General features: G+C 60.3%; 15 protein-coding genes. 3 read left to right on the plus strand and 12 right to left on the minus strand.

The window, feature by feature from the left end; translation table 11 throughout:
- Window positions 1-53: 53 nt before the first annotated feature.
- The 6 genes from V3C85_RS01525 to V3C85_RS01550 all read right to left on the minus strand — a co-directional run bounded on the left by V3C85_RS01525 (window position 54) and on the right by V3C85_RS01550 (window position 9,687).
- On the minus strand, window positions 54-4,361 hold the full coding sequence (locus V3C85_RS01525) for an Ig-like domain-containing protein (RefSeq protein WP_331793313.1): 4,308 nt from the start codon (window positions 4,359-4,361) through the stop codon (window positions 54-56).
- Window positions 4,362-4,565: 204 nt separating this feature from the next.
- The gene (locus V3C85_RS01530) at window positions 4,566-5,564 is read right to left on the minus strand and encodes an ABC transporter ATP-binding protein (RefSeq protein WP_331793314.1); all 999 of its coding nucleotides are present in this window, start codon (window positions 5,562-5,564) and stop codon (window positions 4,566-4,568) included.
- A gap of 12 nt (window positions 5,565-5,576) precedes the next feature.
- Window positions 5,577-6,599: a Gfo/Idh/MocA family protein gene (locus tag V3C85_RS01535; RefSeq protein ID WP_331793315.1), complete on the minus strand. Its 1,023-nt coding sequence runs from the start codon at window positions 6,597-6,599 to the stop codon at window positions 5,577-5,579.
- Window positions 6,596-7,435 carry a carbohydrate ABC transporter permease gene (locus V3C85_RS01540; RefSeq protein ID WP_331793316.1) on the minus strand — a complete coding sequence of 280 codons (840 nt, stop codon included), beginning with the start codon at window positions 7,433-7,435 and terminating at the stop codon, window positions 6,596-6,598. Before V3C85_RS01540 ends, V3C85_RS01535 begins: the two co-directional genes overlap by 4 nt.
- Window positions 7,435-8,352 carry a carbohydrate ABC transporter permease gene (locus V3C85_RS01545; protein ID WP_331793317.1) on the minus strand — a complete coding sequence of 306 codons (918 nt, stop codon included), beginning with the start codon at window positions 8,350-8,352 and terminating at the stop codon, window positions 7,435-7,437. The genes V3C85_RS01540 and V3C85_RS01545 overlap by 1 nt, the downstream gene beginning before the upstream one ends.
- A gap of 87 nt (window positions 8,353-8,439) precedes the next feature.
- The gene (locus tag V3C85_RS01550; RefSeq protein ID WP_331793318.1) at window positions 8,440-9,687 is read right to left on the minus strand and encodes an ABC transporter substrate-binding protein; all 1,248 of its coding nucleotides are present in this window, start codon (window positions 9,685-9,687) and stop codon (window positions 8,440-8,442) included.
- 271 nt (window positions 9,688-9,958) lie between these two features.
- Between V3C85_RS01550 and V3C85_RS01555 the strand changes: the two genes are divergently transcribed.
- From V3C85_RS01555 to nagA, 3 genes are read left to right on the plus strand one after another with little or no spacing between them, the layout of a single operon-like run.
- The gene (locus tag V3C85_RS01555) at window positions 9,959-10,723 is read left to right on the plus strand and encodes a GntR family transcriptional regulator (protein WP_331793319.1); all 765 of its coding nucleotides are present in this window, start codon (window positions 9,959-9,961) and stop codon (window positions 10,721-10,723) included.
- A complete protein-coding gene (locus tag V3C85_RS01560) occupies window positions 10,720-11,745 on the plus strand; it encodes an SIS domain-containing protein (protein WP_331793320.1) in 1,026 nt (341 codons plus the stop codon). The genes V3C85_RS01555 and V3C85_RS01560 overlap by 4 nt, the downstream gene beginning before the upstream one ends.
- Window positions 11,745-12,866 carry an N-acetylglucosamine-6-phosphate deacetylase gene (gene nagA / locus V3C85_RS01565; RefSeq protein ID WP_445941969.1) on the plus strand — a complete coding sequence of 374 codons (1,122 nt, stop codon included), beginning with the start codon at window positions 11,745-11,747 and terminating at the stop codon, window positions 12,864-12,866. Before V3C85_RS01560 ends, nagA begins: the two co-directional genes overlap by 1 nt.
- Window positions 12,867-12,972: 106 nt before the next feature.
- On the opposite strand, the gene V3C85_RS01570 is transcribed toward nagA, so the two are convergent.
- The 6 genes from V3C85_RS01570 to V3C85_RS01595 are packed head-to-tail and all read right to left on the minus strand — an operon-like array spanning window position 12,973 to window position 19,887.
- Complete coding sequence (locus V3C85_RS01570) at window positions 12,973-14,664, minus strand: hydantoinase B/oxoprolinase family protein (RefSeq protein ID WP_331793322.1); 1,692 nt, start codon at window positions 14,662-14,664, stop codon at window positions 12,973-12,975.
- Window positions 14,648-16,678 carry a hydantoinase/oxoprolinase family protein gene (locus tag V3C85_RS01575; RefSeq protein WP_331793323.1) on the minus strand — a complete coding sequence of 677 codons (2,031 nt, stop codon included), beginning with the start codon at window positions 16,676-16,678 and terminating at the stop codon, window positions 14,648-14,650. Before V3C85_RS01575 ends, V3C85_RS01570 begins: the two co-directional genes overlap by 17 nt.
- Window positions 16,679-17,374: an ABC transporter ATP-binding protein gene (locus tag V3C85_RS01580; protein ID WP_331793324.1), complete on the minus strand. Its 696-nt coding sequence runs from the start codon at window positions 17,372-17,374 to the stop codon at window positions 16,679-16,681.
- Window positions 17,367-18,080: an ABC transporter ATP-binding protein gene (locus V3C85_RS01585; RefSeq protein WP_331793325.1), complete on the minus strand. Its 714-nt coding sequence runs from the start codon at window positions 18,078-18,080 to the stop codon at window positions 17,367-17,369. The genes V3C85_RS01580 and V3C85_RS01585 overlap by 8 nt, the downstream gene beginning before the upstream one ends.
- Window positions 18,068-19,012 (minus strand): branched-chain amino acid ABC transporter permease, encoded by a 945-nt coding sequence (locus V3C85_RS01590; protein WP_331793326.1) that lies wholly within the window; start codon window positions 19,010-19,012, stop codon window positions 18,068-18,070. Before V3C85_RS01590 ends, V3C85_RS01585 begins: the two co-directional genes overlap by 13 nt.
- Window positions 19,009-19,887 carry a branched-chain amino acid ABC transporter permease gene (locus V3C85_RS01595; RefSeq protein ID WP_331793327.1) on the minus strand — a complete coding sequence of 293 codons (879 nt, stop codon included), beginning with the start codon at window positions 19,885-19,887 and terminating at the stop codon, window positions 19,009-19,011. The genes V3C85_RS01590 and V3C85_RS01595 overlap by 4 nt, the downstream gene beginning before the upstream one ends.
- Window positions 19,888-19,922 lie beyond the last annotated feature (35 nt).

The following is a 19,922-nucleotide window of genomic DNA, read 5'->3' on the forward strand; positions in this document are numbered from 1 at the left end:
AACGCCCCGAACCTGATTTTCCTGACTGTCCCCTTGGGCATGACTCTGGCCCGTCAAACAACCGTGATATCGTCGTCAAGCAGCACCGTCGCGCCAGAGCTGCCCAGCGTGTAGATGTTGTAATGCTCGCCGTCGATTTCCTGCGTTGCACCGGTTGCCGTGGCATTGACCAGCGACACATGGTCGTCGGCCCCACCCTTGACCACCAAGGTATGGTCAGGCCCGGTCAACGACAGGATCTGCGCCTCGGTGATCGTCAGGGCTGCATCTGGTGCAAAGGTCAGATCAATTGCCGACAGGTCAAAGTTCGACAGGCCGGGGCGAGACAGATCAACATCCGGCGCGTTGGTGTTGTTCACCACCATCAGGGTTGAGCTTTCATTGCCCGCGATGTCGGTTGTGTTCACCACCAGATAGCTGCCATCGGGCACGGGCGTCGAGGTAAAGCTGTTCCCGTTGAACGATCCAAAGCTGACGTTCTGGGTGCCAAACACCTCGTCAATGGTGCGGACAGCGTCGATCTCGGTCACATTGCCATTGGCATCGATCCGGGTGAAATCATAGCTTTCGCTGATTTCATCCGTTTCGATCCGGGTCAGACCCATGGCGTTGCGGGTGAATTGCATCACATCGGGTGCACCCGGGGCGATGGTGTCAATCACCAGCGGTTGGCTATAGCTTGCCACGTTACCCGCATGGTCGGTTGCCGTGACGCTGACAGTCGTTTCCAACTCGCCCCGCGGCAGGTTGGCACCGCTGAACACGGTGGACCAATTTCCCTGCGCATCGGCGGTTACGGTCATCGTGCCACCGTTGGCGATGCGGATCACCACACTTGCGCCAGGTTCAGCCGTGCCATTCACGGTCAGGCCCTGTGCCGCTTCGGCTGCGTTCAGATAGCCATCGCCTGCCAATTCGGCATTCGCCGGGCCAAAACTGCGCACAACACGGTCAACGGCCACAGCTTCGCTATGCGTGCTGGTGTTGCCGTAACGGTCGGTCGCCGTGACTGTCAGGTTGGCCGAGGTTTCACCCGCTGGAATATCACCTTCTGGGATGTTCACCGACCAAGCACCATTCGAAGCCACTGTGGCCGCTACCGGTGCACCAGAGCCAAACTGCACCATCACTGTCGATCCGGTTTCAACCGTGCCGGTGATGGTGATCCCGCCCAGCGCCTCGGCCTGGTTCACCACGTTATCTGCACCTGCGCCAAGGCTTTGGCGGGTCAGCGGCACCACTTCGGTGTCAATTCCGATGCTGTGCGTGGTGGTCGCGGTGTTGCCCAGCACATCCGTTGCGCGCACCGAAACGGTTTGCGACGAGGTGCCCGCCGGGATTTCCGCGGCTGTGTAGCTTGCGCTCCATTCCCCGCTTGCGCTGGCCGTGACCGTGCGGGTGGTGCCCGCCAGTGTCACCGCAACTGTGGCGCCCGGTTCGGAAAGCCCCGTCAGCGTGACACCCGCCATGCGTTCGGCGCCCGAGATGACATTGTCGCCACCCACTTGGCCCGCATTGACCGACACAAAGGTTTCGGTATCCACCGATACCATGCGCGCATCGGTGGCAATGTTGCCTGCCGGGTCCGTCGCCGTGACCTGCACGCCCGCCTCATAAAAGCCCGAGCGGATTTCGTTGGTGGCGTAGGTGACCGTCCATGTGCCGTCTGCGGCGGCCGTGGTGGTGTGAGTCACCCCATCGAAGACAACGCTGATGGCCGAACCAGCCTCGGCCGTGCCGGTGATGCTGACCCCGGCGTTGCGTTCGCCGCCCGAGATTTCATCATTGCCGGCAACGCGGTTCAGATCAACATCGGTTTGCGTATCGACAACCAGCGTCCGCGTCGCGGTGCTGCTGTTGCCGATGGCATCCGTGGCGCGCACAGTGGCTGTTGCGGTGCCGTCGGCCGGGATCTGGGCACCGGTAAAGGTGACCGTCCAGTTGCCTGCGGCATCGGCTGTGGCGGGCAAGGTGGTGCCGCCCCATTCAACCGAAACCACCGAACCCGCCTGCGACGTGCCCGTCATGGTGACGCCATTGCTGGCCTCGACCATGTTGATCACGTTGTCACCGGCAATCGGATCGGGGGCGAACGCCACCGTCACTTCGGTATCAACCGCAAAGGTGCGGGTCGAGGACGATGGGTTGCCGGCAGCATCCACGGTGCTGGCCGTGACCGTTGCCTCATAGGTGCCGCCCGGGATTGACCCGGCAGGAAACGCGACTGACCAGGCGCCGTCTGCACCTGCCGTTACGGTTTGGGTCGCACCTGCGATACTCAGCGTGACGGTCGCGCCCGCCGCTGTGGTGCCGCCAATGCTGAACCCGGCATCATATTCAGCCTGCGACACCGCGTTGTCAGCAGTGACTGCACCGATGTTGATCGGGTTCGGAACGGTATCAACCACAATATCGCGGCTTGCCGTCGTGGTGTTCCCAACGGAATCGGTGGCCGTGACCGTGGCAGTGGTGTTCCCATCTGCGGCCACCTGGCCTGCCGGGAAGGTCACCGTCCAGCTGCCATCGGCGGCAGAGGTGGCGGGCAGCGTCGTGCCGCCCCATTCAACCGTCACCGTGGTGCCCGGATCGGCTGTGCCCGTCATCGTCACACCATCTGACGCTTCGGCCAGATTGACGATGTTGTCCCCCTCAATCGGGTTCGGGGCAAAGGCCACCGACACTTCGGTGTCGATATCAAAGGTGCGCGTCGAGGAAGAGCTGTTGCCCGCCGCATCCACCGTGGTGGCTGTGACCGTCGCCTCATAGGTGCCCGCCTCGATGGCGCCGGGGTTGATGGTCACGGACCAGGCGCCATTGCCATCGGCTGTCACCGTTTGGGTAATGCCCGCAACAGTCAGGGTTACAGTGGCATCAGCAGCCGTTGTGCCGTTGATCGTAAAGCCCGCGTCATATTCAGCCGCAGTCACCGTATTGTCACCCGTGACAGGCGAGATGCCGATCGGGTTGGGAATCGTATCCAGAACCAGCGTTTCGGTCACTGTCGTCGTCGCGCCAGTCGGCCCTGTTGCGGTAACCGTCACTTCGGTCGAACGCTCTCCTCCCTCAATGTCTGAGGGTGGGAAGGTCACTGTCCAAGTGCCGTCTTCACCAACGGTTGTCGTCTGGGTGCTGTCGTCAATGGTGACCGTGATGGTCGATCCGGTTTCGCCTTCGCCGCCAATCGTGACGCCGTTGCTGTAATCTTCCAGGTTTTCGACATGGCCAACACTTTCGGTCCCCTCGGTGACCGAAACCTCGACGGTATCACCGCCGCCGGTGCCGGTATCGCCACCGCCTGTGCCCGTGTCACCACCGCCTGTGCCGGTATCGCCGCCGCCTGTGCCAGTGTCACCACCGCCTGTGCCCGTGTCACCGCCGCCTGTGCCGGTATCGCCACCGCCCGTGCCCGTGTCACCGCCACCTGTTCCCGTGTCACCGCCACCCGTGCCGGTATCGCCACCGCCCGTGCCCGTGTCACCGCCACCTGTGCCGGTATCACCGCCGCCCGTGCCGGTATCACCGCCGCCTGTGCCCGTGTCACCACCGCCTGTGCCGGTATCACCGCCACCCGTGCCGGTATCGCCACCGCCTGTGCCCGTGTCACCGCCGCCCGTGCCCGTGTCACCACCGCCTGTGCCGGTATCACCGCCGCCTGTGCCCGTGTCACCACCGCCTGTGCCGGTATCACCGCCACCTGTGCCGGTATCACCGCCACCTGTGCCCGTGTCACCGCCGCCCGTGCCGGTATCGCCACCGCCGGTGCCGGTATCGCCGCCGCCCGTGCCCGTGTCACCACCGCCCGTTCCGGTGTCGCCATCGCCAGTGCCTGTGTCGCCACCACCACCACCGCCGCCGCCAAGCAAGCCAAGGCCCAGCAGACCCGCACCGGCCAAGCCAGCACCACCCATGCCAGCAAGTGCAGCAGGAGCGAAGATCCCCATAGTAGCCGGATCGTCAGAGACGGGGGAATTGTCAGCAATCATGTCGGCCTGATCAAAGCGCAGGTCGTCCAGAGGACTCCATTTTTCAAAACCCTGCACCTGACCGAATTGAGCCGAAAGAACGCCCGACCCATCACCAGTGAAGTCAACCGGTGTGATCGTGCCGTCGGCGCTTAGGTAAAGTTGCGCATCTGGCGCATCAAAATATCCAGCCAGAATGATCACACGCCCATCGGCGAGCTGGATCACCAAGTCGCGTCCCTGCTGCTCATAAGCCAGAACACTGCGCGGTGCGACATTCAGCGAAATATGATCGCCTGTTCCGACCTGAATGAAATTGCCTTGGCCCTCGCCCGCGATGGTACCAAGTTGACGACCGCCCACGGAATCGCGGACAGCGAAATTAATCGCAGAAACCATTATTACTACTCCGCCTCATCGCGGTCCCTTACTGGTCCCGCATTGTTATCAGCCCCCAATTTTTTAGGGTGCATTTGGGGTAACCCTACAGGCAACACGCGCCCGAATCTAGGGTTTTAGATGAGCATTGACGCGGATTGCGTTGAAATCCTTAAGTGTTGCCCAGAAGCGCCACGAAAGCGCCATATTTCGTGGCCCGTCGCCCTAGCGAAGCCGCCTTCCGGTTGAATCGAAGTGAAAAGCGCGGCCTTCCTGCAGGGTCAGGCTGACTTTTTCGCCCACTGCATAGTCATGTTCTCCAAAAAGGCGCACTGTCAGCAGGCCATGCACATCGCTGCGCACATAGATCAGGGTTTCACCCCCAAGCTTTTCAACATGGTTGACCGTGCCGGGAAATGCGCCCTGCCCACGCCCGATGGCGATGTGTTCAGGCCGAATGCCAGTGGTTTCGCCGCGATGGCCCAAAGCTGCCGCGGTCAGGAAGTTCATCTGCGGGCTGCCAATGAAGCCAGCAACAAAAGTGTTGTCAGGATTGTTGTACAGCTCCATCGGGCTGCCCACTTGTTCCACCTGACCATCCCGCAAAACAACGATCTTATCGGCCAAGGTCATCGCTTCGACCTGATCATGGGTGACATAGACCATCGTGGCCCCAAGGTCGCGATGCAGCCGGGCAATCTCGATCCGGGTGGCAACACGCAGGGCAGCGTCAAGGTTCGACAAGGGTTCATCGAACAAAAAAAGCTTGGGCCGACGGACAATGGCGCGACCGATGGCAACACGCTGGCGCTGGCCACCCGACAGTTCGGCCGGGCGTCGGGTCATGAAATCATCAAGTGATAGCATGGCGGCCGCTTTGTCGGTGGCTGCGGTGATCTCGGCCTTTGGCAGACCCGCCTGTTTCAGCGCCAACCCCATATTGTCGCGCACTGTCAAATGGGGATAGAGCGCATAGGACTGGAACACCATCGCAAGTTCCCGCTTGGCAGGGGCAATGTTGTTCATCCGCTGACCATCCAGCAGGATGTCACCCCTGGTGGCATCCTCAAGCCCCGCGATGATACGCAGAAGAGTGGATTTTCCACACCCCGACGGGCCAACAAAAACGCAGAACTCACCGTCTGCGACAGTCAGATCGACACCCTTGATCACAGTGGCCACGCCAAAGCTTTTGGTGATGCCTTTCAATTCCAGCGCGCCCATGCCGCCCCCCCTTTAGAGTTTCACGGCAAGGCCGGTGCGCACCGATTGGTCGGCAGCCAGACAAATGGCCAAAGACTGCACTGCATCTTCCATATGGCGCGATAGATCAAGATTTTCGGTGATGGCGCGGGCCATGAAGGCCTGTTCGCGTTCGCACAAGTCCTGATGGCCCGGCTCATCGGCCATGTTCAGGTCCTGATCCGGCTGACCCACACGATGAATGCGGAGTGTCGCCGTTTTTGTATGGGTGTCATGGTCATCAGACTTCGCATTTTCCGGCATACGGATCGATACAGCGCCATTCGGGCTAACGACATCCTTTACGAAAAAAGCCGAGTCCGACATCATCGGACCCCAACCTGCCTCATACCAGCCAAGGCTACCATCCTCGAACAACACCTGAAAATGGCCGTAATTATACATATCTGGCGCGATTTCCTCAGATAGTCGCAGACCCATGCCGCGCACCTCAACCGGTTTCGCATCGGTGATCTGGCACATCACATCCACATAATGCACGCCACAATCGACGATGGGGCTGGTGGTTTGCATCAAGGTCTTGTGCACCTGCCATGTCGGCCCACTGGATTGTTGGTTCAGGTTCAAACGAAACACATAAGGCCCACCCAAGGCACGCGCTTCGACAATCATGCGCTGCCAACTGGGATGGTGGCGTAAAATATAGCCAACCACCAATTTGCGGTTGTTGGCACGGGCACAGTCGACCACGCGGCGGGCATCTGCCACCGTCGTCGCCAAGGGCTTTTCAACAAAGACATGCGCGCCCTGTTCCATCGCCAACACAGCATAATCGGCATGGCTGTCAGAATAGGTAGAGATGTTCACCAGATCAGGTTGCATCCGAACCAGAGCCTGCTTGAAGTCTGGCTCAACCTCGTACTCGGCCAAGCAGGGGTCCAGCGCAGGTTTTGAGCGGTTCACCAAGCTGACCAGATCAAAGGCCGGGTTCCGATGGTAGGCAAGCGCATGACTGCGCCCCATGGTGCCAAGGCCCGCGACCATAGTTCGGATCATTTCACAGCCCCCGCCGTAATGCCGCGGATCAACTGCCGCGAAAAGATAAGATACAGCATCAGGACAGGAACAATAGCGAGGCTAAGCGCCGCCAGCACCGCATTCCAGTTGGTAACAAATTGGCCGATGAACACCTGAGATCCAAGCGTGATGGTCTTGACCTCTTCGCTGGGTGCAAGGATCAAAGGAAACCACAGATCGTTCCAGATCGGAATCATGGTGAACACCGCTACCGTGGCCATGGCTGGACGCACCAAGGGCAAGACAAGTGTGAAGAAGATCGCATATTCGCTGAGCCCATCAATCCGCCCAGCGTTTTTTAGATCATCCGACACCGTCCGCATGAATTCTGACAAGATAAACACGGCCAGCGGCAGGCCTTGGGCGGTATAGACAAGGATCAGCGCGGTCAGCGTGTTGACCAGCCCCCCTGCCACCATGATCTGCAAAATCGCCACAGTGCCCAGCCGGATTGGAATCATGATGCCCAGAGCCAAGTATAAGCCCATCAAGCTGTTGCCCCGAAATCGATATTCCGACAGCGCAAAGGCCGCCATCGCCCCAAACAACAGCACAAAGAACAGGCTGGCCACAGTAACAACCATACTGTTCTGGAAGTAGGCAAAGAAATCGCCCTGCTTCAGCACGGTGGTATAGCCGATCAGATCGAAATGCTTAGGCCAAGGCAGCGCCAAGGGGTCGGCAAAAATCGCGCGCCGCGACTTGAAACTGTTGATCACAATCACGAACACGGGGAACAGCGCGATGATGGTCCATGTGATCAGCGCCGCATGTGCCGCAATCGCGCGAACACGTGACAGACGTGCCCGGGCCATCAGAACTGATACCTTGTAAGCCGGGTCTGAATGCCAAACAAATAGATACAGACCCCGATCAGAATGATGGCAAACATCGCCCCCGCAATGGCTGATCCCATATAAGGATCGCCAAGCTGCAACTGAAAGCCAAAGAAGGTGCGATACAGGAAAGTGCCCAGAATGTCCGTGCTGAAATCAGGCCCCGCCAGAGCCCCTTGCGCGACATAGATCAGGTCAAACGCATTGAAATTGCCCACAAATGTCAAGATCGAAATGATCCCGATACTGGGCAGGATCAGTGGAAGTTTGACCTTCCAGAACTGGCTCATGCCGGTGATACCGTCCATCTCGGCAGCCTCAATTACCTCATCTGGAATTGAAAGCAGGGCGGCGTAGATCAGCATCATCGGGATGCCGACGAACTGCCAGACAGAAATAAGCGCAAGAGTGGTCAGCGCATAGGCTTCCTTGCCCAACCATGGCGCAAACAGGGCCTTGAGCCCGATGGCATCCAGCATTCCCGGTGCAATGCCCCAAATCGGCGACAGGATCAGTTTCCAGACAAAGCCCACGATCACAAAGCTCAGGATGGTCGGAATAAAGATCGCGGTTCGGTAAAATGCTGCCATCCGCAGGCCCGGCGTGCTGAGGATCGCCGCCAAGGCAATACCGATCGGGTTTTGCACAATCATGTGAATCGCGAAAAACCACAGGTTGTTGCCAAGCGCATTCCAAAAGGCGTCCGACCACCGTGCATCACCGAACAAGGTGCCGAAATTACCAAAACCCACAAAGACCGCGCCAGCCTCGCCCTTGTTGAACAGTGACTGACCTAGCGTTCCAAAAAGGGGAATGATCATGATCGCCGTGTAGACCAGCACTGCCGGTGCTAGAAAAAAAACGATATGCCATCGGAAAGGCCGTCGCGGCGCCATGGCTTTGCCCTCCATCTGGTCCAAATATCCTTAGAGGGCTCCAGAGGGGCAGTCAGCCCCACCGGAGCCCTCAGGCGCAAACTGCGCTTACTTTTGTGGATCATACCAACTGGACAACCCGTCTTGCAGGCGCTTTCCCGCGTCTTCTGGCGACTCGGTGCCCTTGATCACATTGGCGCTGGCATTCCAGGTCTCGTTTTCCAGGTTAGGCGTGCCTCGCGACAGGATCTGATAGGTCGAGCGGATCGTCGATTTACACTTTTGCCGCCAGGATACAAACTCTTGTGCGAGCGGATCGGCCATTTCGACGGGTGTTGCGTTCAGGCTAAAGAACCCCGGAAGGGCATTGGCGTAAAGCGCGGCGAATTCCGGGCTGCCCACCCAGTCAAGAAAGGTCTTCGCCGCCTCGGCATTGGGCGAGGCTGCGTTCAGGCCAATCGCGATATCGGTATGATCACTGATATAGCATTCATCCCCCGCAGCCTGTACCGGCGGTGAGAACGCCCCCATCTTGAAGCCAGCTTGGGCATTAAAGCCTGAAATCTCCCATGACCCGGCAGGATAGATCGCGGCACGACCAAGGGTGAACAGGTTCTGGCTGTCGGGGTAGGTTTGTGCCTCGAACCCATCGCCCAGATAGTCTTTCCACCGCGCCAGTTGGCGATAGGGCGCAACCCAAGCGTCATCGGTCAGCTTCTGCTCGCCCTTGATCAGTGCCAGACGGCCCTCTTCACCCTTCCAGTAATTCGGGCCAATGTTGTTATAGCCCATGGTGGCCGCTTCCCACTGGTCATTCGTGCCCATGGCCATCGGGATATAGGTGCCGTCTTCCTTGATCTTGTCCAGCGCGGCAAAGAACTCATCCTCAGTCGCTGGAACCTCAAGGCCTAGCTCGGCAAAAGCGTCGGCGTTATAGATAAAACCATGAATCACACTTGCCATCGGCACGCAAAAGGTGGCGCTGCCGTCATCTGTCTGCCAAGCCGATTTGGCAACATCCGAGAAATTCGCCATACTGGCAAGATCCGACAGATTGGCCAGATGGCCGTCGGTATAGAGCTGCAGCGAAGCGTCAAAGGGACGGCAGGTGATCAGGTCCCCCGCGCTGCCGGCAGCCAGTTTGGAATTTAGCGCCGCGTTATATTCGGCCGGGGCCGTGGGAGCGAAAACGATCTTGATGTCGGGATTTTGTGCCTCGAATGCTGGAATGATCTGATCTTGCCAGATCGTCAGGTCATCGTTGCGCCAACTCTCGATCGTCAGCGTGGTTTGCGCCAATGCCGGGCCAGCAAGTGCCGTACTGGCCAACAGCGCAAGAATGGGGGTCTTTTTCATGGTCTTCTCCCAATTGGTGGCATCTTAGCCATTTGTGGCCTTGGCATGTTGTGTTCATTTTGAGGTCAGGCAGGGCCAACTGATTCCTCTTGTCTGTCGAATCCATGCCAAAATAAGACCAATAGTAAAGAAAATACTGAACACCCGCCCCTTTAGCAGGCGAAAACAGCAGATGTTTTCGCCATGCCTTTCAGATGGTATTATATTGGTCTGTAGCCGCAGAGGAGGATTCGCATATGCGACAGCCAGCGCGATGGTGGGACCGCCTAGGGTGAATTCGCTCTTTTCACCCAAAGGTTTTATCGAGACGGGCGCTGGGCCACTGTATCTGCAATTGCAAAGACAGATTGCCGAGGCAATCGCTAACGGCACCCTTCCCCCCGGCCGCAGCCTGCCAGCTGAGCGCGATCTGGCCACACTGACGGGCCTTTCGCGAGTCACTGTCCGGCGGGCGGTGCAAGCGCTGGTTGCCGGCGGGCAATTGGTGCAACGGCGCGGATCAGGCACCTATGTCGCGCCAAGGGTCGAAAAGCTGGAACAGGCGCTGTCGCTGTTGACCAGCTTTACCGAAGATATGGCGCGGCGCGGCAAGAACGTTGATTCATTGTGGCTGGCCCGTCAGATCACCGCCCCCACACCAGAAGAAACGATGGCACTGGGATTGGGCGCGGGTGATCGCGTCGCGCGGCTGGAACGCGTGCGCCGATCAGATGGTCTGCCGCTGGCAATCGAATGTGCGGCTCTGCCAGCCACCGCTCTGCCTGACCCGATGCAGGTTCAATCAAGCCTGTACAAGATGCTTGAGGCGCGCGACCTGCGCCCCGTCCGCGCGGTTCAGCGCATCTCTGCGGCCAATTTGGGCGCACGCGATGCTGATCTTCTGGGCGTACATGTGGGTGCAGCCGGGCTGCGGATTGAACGTGTCGGTTATCTGCCCTCGGGTCGGGTGGTGGAATTCACCCGGTCGCTGTATCGAGGCGATGCCTATGATTTTGCCGTGGAACTAACCCTTGCACCACAGGTCCCAACAGCATGACACGAACTCACATGGCGCGCGAGATTGCCGAAATCCCGCTGGCTGCCACGCGCTTTCTTACCGAGTCAAGGGAAGCAGTCCAGACTGCTGCAGAAGCGTTTCGGGCGGCCGACCCGGATCTGGTAATCACCGTGGCGCGCGGCTCGTCTGACCACGCCGCCAGCTATCTGAAATACGCAATCGAGCTGTTGGCCGGGGTGCCAGTGGCAAGCGTTGGTCCTTCGGTTGCATCCATTTATGGCCGCCCCTTGCGCCTGCGTCAGGCCGCTTGCATTGGCATTTCGCAATCGGGACAAAGCCCCGATATCGTGGCGATGATGCGCGCAGCAATGCAAGCCGGCGGGTTGGGGCTGGCTATTACCAATCACGCCAACAGCCCGATCGCACAGGCCAGCACCTATTGCCTGCCCCTTCTTGCGGGAACCGAACAGAGCGTGGCCGCGACCAAGACCTTTGTCATCTCGATTCTTGCAGGGCTGGCACTGTTGGCAGAATGGCAAGAAGATATTGCATTGCAACAAGCCGTGACACAGGCGCCACGGGCCTTTGCGGCCGCCCTTGAACTTGATTGGTCGCCTTTGACACAGCGGTTGGAAAACGCGAGTTCGGCATTTGTTTTGGGGCGCGGTCCTGCCTTTGCTATCGCCTGCGAGGCAGCGCTGAAATTCAAAGAGACTTGCGGCCTGCACGCCGAAGCCTATTCCGCCGCCGAAGTGCTGCACGGCCCGGCTGCCTTGGTTGAGGCACAGTTTCCAGTGTTGGCCTTTGCTATCGAGGACGCCGCTTTGCCGCATGTCGTTGCCACGGCACAACGGTTGGTCGCACAAGGGGCCGATGTGTTTCTCACGGGGGCAAACGCCGCCAGGGCAGTCACGCTGCCAGTTGTGACAGGTGTTCACCCCTTGTTGGCACCCTTGGTTCTGGCTGTGGGATTTTACGGTTTTGTCGAGACACTATCGCGGCAGCGCGGCTATGACCCGGATCTTCCTAGGCATTTGCGCAAAGTGACAGAGACAAGATGATGCTACAGGCCTTTCGCGGAGCGCAGGTTTTTGATGGGCACAGCCTGCGGGCGGGCGTGGTGGTGGTTCAGGACGGAGTCGTCTTGGACATAGTTGAAACGGTGCCCTTTGGGGCAACCGAGATACCATTGTCCGGCGGTATTCTGGCACCAGGGCTGATCGATCTGCAGGTGAATGGCGGTGGTGGCCAAATGGTTGATGGCACGACCACAGCCGCCGACCTTGCCGCCATCTGCGCCACGCATGCCCGGCTTGGGTCCACCGGTATCATGCCAACGCTGATCACGGATACGGACGCCGCCACGGATCAGGTCATTGCTGCGGGGATAAAGGCCAAGGGCACCCCCGGATTTCTGGGCCTGCATCTGGAAGGCCCCCATCTGGACCCACGCCGCAAGGGTGCCCATGATGCAGCCCTGATCCGCCCGATGCAGGCGGCTGACGTTGACAAACTGTGCCGCGCGACACAGGCGCTGCCCGCCCTGATGGTGACGCTGGCCCCCGCCTCGGCAACGCCCGACCAGATCAGCGCATTGGCCAAAGCCGGTGTGATTGTCAGCCTGGGCCACAGCGAGTGCACCTTGGCCGAGGCACGGCAAGCGATAGAGGCAGGGGCGCTATGCGCCACCCATCTGTTCAACGCCATGAGTCAGATCGGCCATCGTGAGCCGGGCCTTGTCGGAGCGGTCTTGACCTCTCATCTGGCCTGCGGCTTGATCGCCGACGGTATTCATGTGCATCCACAGGCCATGCAACTGGCCCTTGCCGCCAAACCAGATGGGGTCTTTCTGGTTTCTGACTGCATGGCCGTGGCGGGCACGGATCTGGTCGAGTTCACTCTGGCCGGGCGCAAAATTCTGCGCCGCGACGGGCGCTTGACGCTGGCGGATGGAACGCTGGCCGGGGCCGACCTGACGTTGCCTCGGGCCATGGCGATCTTGGCGGGCGAGGTGGGCGTGCCTTTGCCCCGCGTTCTGGCGATGGCCACCCGTATCCCCGCCGATCTGATTGGCCGGCCTGATCTGGGCCGCATCCAACCCGGTGGTGCAGCCACTTTCGTGCATCTGGCTGATGATCTGTCACTGCGCGCGGTGTGGACTGCTGGCCAAAAGCTGGCCTGACAGGCCTGGTCGGCGTCTATGGGGCTTGCCGGGGGCCAACAGGTATGGGCCCAAAGGGGGTTACAAACTGGGCGGTTCAAACCCCAAGTCCGGGCCTCAACAGCCCCTATTCTTGCCAATTCCACAAGGCGCGTGCCTGTTCGGGGCTATAGCGCCCCAGCCTGACATCTTCGGCAATCAGGGCAGGATCACGCTGCATCGGTGGGCCATAGCCGCCACCCCCGGGGGTGCAAACACGCACGCGGTCACCGGGCTTTAGCGTCACATCCTGCGCCTTTGACAGATGCGGCGGCACCCATGCCGCATCGCCCCGCCAAACCTGCACCCGGTTCACGGCACCATCTTGCCCGCCCAATGCGCCGGGGGGGCCAGTGCGGCCGTGATCCATCACGAAACTGGCCCGCGCCTCTCCTCGCAGCAGCTCAATCTCATAATCCAGCCCAAAGCCGCCCCGATGCTGCCCCGCGCCACCCGACCCTTCGTGCAGGGCATAGCGGCGATAGAGAACGGGGAACTTCTGCTCCATGATCTCGACCGGTGGGGCCTTGGAAATGCCAATGGTCGAACAGCCGTTGGCGATGCCATCACCCCCGGCAAAACCGCCATAGCCACCACCCGAGATCTGATACATCACATAATCTGCGCCCGTGGCCGGATCGTGCCCACCAAGGCCGAAATTACCACTGGTGCCCGCTGGCGCGGCCGTCACCCGGTCTGGCAGGGCCTGCACCAGCGCAGTGAACACCGCCTCGGCGATGCGCTGGCTGACCTCGGCCGCGCAGCCCGAAACGGGCCGCGGATAGGCAGCATCAAGAAAAGTGCCCGCGATGCCCGTGATTGCAAGTGGGTCGAAGGCCCCGGCGCTGATCGGGACATCGGGGAAAATATGGCGCATCGCCAGATAGACCGAGGAAAAGGTGGTGGCCCTGACCGAATTCATCGGGCCAAGGCAAGGGGGTGACGATCCAGTGAAATCAAACCTTAGCTGGTCGGCCGATTTCGTCACAGACAAGGCAATTTTCAGTGGCTCGTTCACCACGCCATCGGAATCGACCACCGCCTGGGCCTGATAGCAGCCATCGGGGATCAATCCGATCATCGCGCGCATCTGCCGGGCAGCCAGATCACGCATCCGGGCGATTGCCGTGGTTACTGTCGCGTCGCCATAGCGATCCAACAGCCCGCCCAGACGCTCGGCCCCCACCAGCAACGCGCTGGCCTGCGCCTTGACGTCGCCGATGCGCTGTTCGCTGACGCGGACGTTGGAACAGATGATCTGCCAGATCTCGGTATCCAGCTGGCCCTGCTTGAACAGTTTGACAGGCGGCAGGCGCAGGCCCTCTTGCTCGGCGCTGATGGCGCTGGCGGAAAAACCGCCGGGCACGGCACCGCCTGTGTCAGGCCAATGCCCGGTATTCGACAACCAGCAAAAGATGCGCCCATCACGCCAGACCGGCATGGCAAAACGCACATCCATCAGATGCGTGCCGCCCAGATAGGGATCATTGACGATATAGATATCGCCCGGCTGAGGCGCCGCTGTTTCACCCGCAGCAATACGCTGAATCAGAGTGCGGGTCGAAAACTGCATCACCCCGACGAACACCGGCAAACCCTTTGATCCTTGGGCGATCAGGCTGCCATCTTCGGCACTGTAAATGCCGTCAGACCGATCATCCGCCTCGGCGATCACCGGGCTAAAGGCCGCGCGGCTGAAGGTCAGGTCCATTTCATCACAGACCTGCTGCAGGCCCGCCTGGATGACGGCAAGGGTGATGGGGTCAAGCTTGGTTGGCATGGGGCACCGTTACGATCAAGTTGCCATCGGAATCAGAGACCACAGAACAACCGGGGTCGATGATGATTGTCGTATCCATCTGTTCGATGATGGCAGGGCCCGTCAGTGCCAGATCGATCGGCAAGTGGTCGCGCCAATAGACAGGCGTTTCGACCCAACCCCCAAACCAGACCTTGCGATAGCTTTTTGGCACCGCTCGCGCCTGACGCCCCGAGGCATCAATCAACGTTGACAGATCCATCTCTGGCCGGGTGCCAATGACCGAGGTGTTGAGATTGACCAGATTGGCACGAATACTTGGCAGATCGACGCGAAACCGTGCGTGATAGGCTGCCTCGAACAGGTGTTGCAACTGATCCCGGCTGGGGGTTGGGCCGGGCAGGGGCACCCGCAGCAGGTGGGTTTGGCCGATGAACTGCATATCGGCCGAATACTCGGCATGAACCCCGGTCAGGGCAATCTGCTCTTGCCCGATCAAGCGGCGGCCTTCGGCCTGTTGTTCTGCCAAAATGGCGTGAACAGTGCCGATATCAACGCTGTCTAACGGGCGGTTCAACGTGCGGACGAAATCCTGGCGCAAGTCGGCCACGACGCAGCCCAAGGCGTTGGTAATGCCCGGTCGGGCCGGGATCAGCACCTGCGGCACAGCAAGTTCTGCCGCCAGCGCAACGGCGTGCAGCGGCCCCGCCCCACCAAAGGCAAACAACGCAAAATCACGCGGATCAGCACCCATCGAAATACTGACCATGCGAATGGCCCCGGCCATGTGGGTGTTGGCGATACGCAAGACGGCCTCGGCCGCCTGCTCTACGCCAAGGCCCAGGGGCGTGCCGATTTGATCAGCCATAGCCTGATGGGCCGCTTGCGCCGCCTGTCCAAAGCGTTCAGCCGGCAAGCGGCCCAGAATAAGGTTCGCATCCGAAATGGTAACCCGAGTGCCGCCGCGGCCATAGCAGATCGGCCCCGGGGTGCTGCCCGCACTTTCAGGCCCCACGCGCAGCATGCCGCTGGCATCAACCCGCGCGATCGACCCGCCCCCGGCACCGACTGTGCGCACATCAACCATCGGCACATGGATCGGCATGGCATATTCCACCTCGATCTCATTCGAAACGGGGGCGCGCCCCGCCTTGATCATCGCCACATCGGTTGACGTGCCGCCCATATCATAGGTCAACAGATTGGGCATACCGGCGCGGCGGCCCGTTGCGACAGCAGCCATAACGCCCGAAGCCGGGCCAGACATCACGGTTTTCACCGCCTCTTTCGACACCAATCCTGCCGAAACCATGCCCCCATTGCCGTTCATCACCAACAGGTCTTGCCGATATCCACGATCGCGCAACTGGCTGGCCAGCCGAGAGACGTAGCGTTCCAACAGGGGCTGGACGCTGGCATTGACCGCCGCCGTGACACCGCGTTCGTATTCACGACTTTCCGACAACAGGGAATGACCCATGGTGATGTGATCATTCGGCCAGACGCGGGCGGCAACTTCGGCAGCGCGACGCTCGTGGCTGGGGTTTGCGTAGGCATGCAGGAAATGGATCACAAGGCTTTCGCACCCCATTTCCCGCAGGGTTAGAGCCGCTTTTTCAACGGCCTCTTCATCAAGGGCGGTAAGCACTTGGCCGCGCGCATCCATGCGCTCGGGCACCTCAAGCCGCAGATCGCGGGGAATGATGGGTTTGAAATGGCCGTGCATGCCATAGGCTTGCGGGCGGGTCCGGCGACCCAGTTCCAGCACATCGCGAAAGCCCAGCGTGGTGATCAGCCCGGTTTTGGCCAAGGCGCGCTCAAGCACCGCATTGGTGGTGGTGGTGGTGCCGTGAACGATCAGATCGATCTGGGCCAGATCGGCACCAGCCGCATCAAAGGCCGCCAGAACACCTGGGGCCTGATTGGGCAGGCTGGTGGGCACCTTGGCCAAGCGCACAGAGCCCATGGCCGGATCAAAGATCACCAGATCGGTAAACGTGCCACCGACATCTACCCCGGCCACAAGCCCCGTCATTCAAACCCCCACAAATTGCTGAAACAGAGACGATTTTGCCGTCAGATCGGTGGTGGGAACCTCGGCCTCTACCCGGCCATGCGCCATGAACGCCACCCGGTCTGCCAGTCTCAGCACTGCATCCACGCGCTGTTCCACCAGAACCGTCGTCATGCCCGCATCGCGCAAACGCAGCACCGTATCGCGGATAAGTGCGATCATCGACGGTTGCAGCCCCTCGGTCGGTTCGTCCAACAGCAGAACTTCGGGCTCTAGGCAGAGGGCACGGGCGATGGCCAGCATTTGCTGCTCTCCGCCCGACAGGGTGCTGGACACCTGATCCAGACGCTCTGCCAAGCGCGGGAACAGGTCAAGAACCGCAGCACGCGTCTTGCCCCCCTTTTTGCGGGCATTCAGCCCAACAGCCAGATTTTCGGCCACAGTCAAAGGGCCAAACAGACGGCGGCCCTGCGGCACATAGGCAATCCCCTGTAGGGGAACACGATGGGCGGGCAAGCGGGTGATGTCGGCGCCGTTCAGCAGGATGCGGCCCGCAGTGGCCGGGATCAGCCCCATGATCGCCTTCATCAATGTGGTCTTGCCCGCCCCGTTGCGGCCCATGATACAGGTGATCTGTCCGGGTTCGGCCCGAAACCCAAGGTCGCGCAACACAGTCACGGGGCCATAGCCCGCAGTCAGGCCCTGAACCTCAATCATCATGGCCCCCAAGATAGGCGTCCTGCACGTCAGGGTTGGCACGAATCTGATCCGGCGTGCCGCTGGCCAGCACCTGACCAAAGTTCAGCACCGTGATACGGGTGGCCAGATCCATCACCACATCCATGTTATGCTCGATCAACAGCACCGTCGTGGCAGGCACAAGGCTGCGGACAAGAGCCTTGAAACCCTCGATCTCTCCGGCAGCAAGGCCTTGGGTCGGCTCATCCAGAATCAGCACACGCGGCTGAAGTGCAAGGCCCATGGCGACCTCTAGCAGGCGCTGGTGGCCGTATGACAGATTTCCGGCCAGATCATCGTCGAACCCTGTAAGGTTCACACGCTTCAGCGCCGCGGCAACCGCCGGTTTCAGAGGTTTGGCCCCAGCCGATTGGGCCGCAAGGGCCACATTGTCGAACACGGTCAGCCGCGGATAGACCGAGGTAATCTGGAACGTATAGGCGATGCCCTTTTTCACCCGTGCATGGGCAGGCAGATGGGTGATGTCTTCGCCCGCCAACAAAATCCGCCCCGATTGCACGGGCACACGCCCCGACAGCAGGCTGACAAAGGTGGTTTTACCGGCCCCGTTTGGCCCGATCAAAGCATGGATTTCGCCTTGGTCGAGACGAAAATTGACATCATCCACCGCGCGCAGACCGCCAAAATGCCGGCACAGGTGTTCAGTCTGCATCAGGGCAGCCATTTCAGCCCCCTTTCACGCATTGTGCCCAGCACCCCCTTGGGCGCGAACAGGATCAAGACAACCAAGGCCGCCCCGACCACAAACAGCCAGGCATCGGTAAAGCCGCTGGCGATGTCGATCAGGTAAAACATCATTGCCGCCCCCAACAGCGGGCCCAGAACGGTGCCGGCACCGCCCATCAGCACATAAAGCATCGGCAGGATGGAATATTGAATGGTGGCAAATGTGGCCCCGACATAGCCAAACAACAGCCCGTAAGCCGCCCCTGCCGCCCCGGCGTAAAGGCCCGAGATGACCAGCGCCGTCAGTTTCACTTGGAACGGATTATAGCCCAGCATCCGGCTGCGCTCTTCATTCTCGCGCATCGCCACCATCACACGGCCAAAGGGTGACCGCACCAGCCAAAGGCAGATCAGCATGGCTGTGGCATAAAGACCGAGTGCCGCAAGAAAGCGTGGCGTGTCGGTGGCCAGATCAGTGCCCGCGATGATGCGATTGGCGCGATCGATGACAAAGCCTTCGTCGCCACCGGTGGCCGTGTTCAGATACAGCAGGGTCAGATAGCCGGCCTGCGCGAACATCAGCGTTACGATCATGAAGCTGACGCCCGCGGTGCGCAGCGCCAAAAGACCCACCGCCCCCGCAACCACCCCCCCGGCCACAAGGCCAAGGATCAGGGCCGGAATGGGCATCCAGCCCAAATGCCACAGCGGCAGGCCCATCGCATACATGCCGGCCGCGAAAAACAGCGCGTGGCCCAGCGACAGCAACCCGGTGTAGCCAAAGGCGATGTTATAGCCCATCGCATAGACTGCCAGCACCATGATCCGCGCCAGATTGGTCGCATGATACTGCGGCAACACGAATTGCGCCGCGAACAGCAGTGCCACCACGGCCAGATGCAACCACAGAACCTTGGCACCACCCGTCATGCCCGCGCCCCAAACAGGCCCTGCGGGCGAAAGACCAACACCATGGCCACCAACAAAGTGGCGATGATCTTGGCCAATGTTGGCGCGTAGAACATCGAAATGACGCCATCTGACAGCCCGATCAGCAGGGCCGCAATCAGCGTGCCGCGAATAGACCCAAGCCCGCCAATGATGACGACAATGAACGACAACAACAACGGATCATGGCCCATCAGATAATGGGCCTGCTGAATGGGCACGATCAGCACTGCCGCCGCCGCCGCAAGGGCTGCGCCCAGCGCAAAAGTGCCAGCATAGACACGATCTACGTTGATGCCAAAGGCACGGGCGGTTTCCATATCAACCTGCGTGGCCCGCATGATCAGACCGGCCTTGGTGCGGGTCATGAACAACCACACCCCCAAAAGAATGGCTGCTGCCGCCGCCACCACAAACAGCTTATAGCCAGAATAGCCGAACCACGGGAATTGAATGCGCCAGTTGAACGGCGCAGGCACAGGGCGGGCATCGGGGCCATAAAAGGTCAGCGCCGCCTGTTGCAGGATATACAGCAAGCCGATGGTGGCCACGATCGTCGCTTCGGGGTCGTATTTCAGGCGCTTGAGGATGGTAATATCAGCCAGTGCCGCCAAAGCCCCCACAACAATGGGCGCGATCAGCAAGGCAGCCCCCCAGGCCAGTGCGGGCGGAAAAGGCAGATAATAGGTCACGAACCAGGCCACCACCGCGCCCAGCATGTAAAATTCGCCATGCGCCACGTTGACCACGCGCATCACGCCAAAGACCAGCGACAAGCCCACAGCCGTCAGGGCCAGAACCGCCGCCATTGTTGTGCCCTCAAGCAGGGCGAGCAGGAGGAAGGGTCCAAAGGCCAAAGGGCATTTCCTGAAACAGTTGGGCAGGCGCGGCG

The organism is Pseudotabrizicola sp. L79, from assembly GCF_036553525.1.
Classification (GTDB): Bacteria; Pseudomonadota; Alphaproteobacteria; order Rhodobacterales; family Rhodobacteraceae; genus Pseudotabrizicola.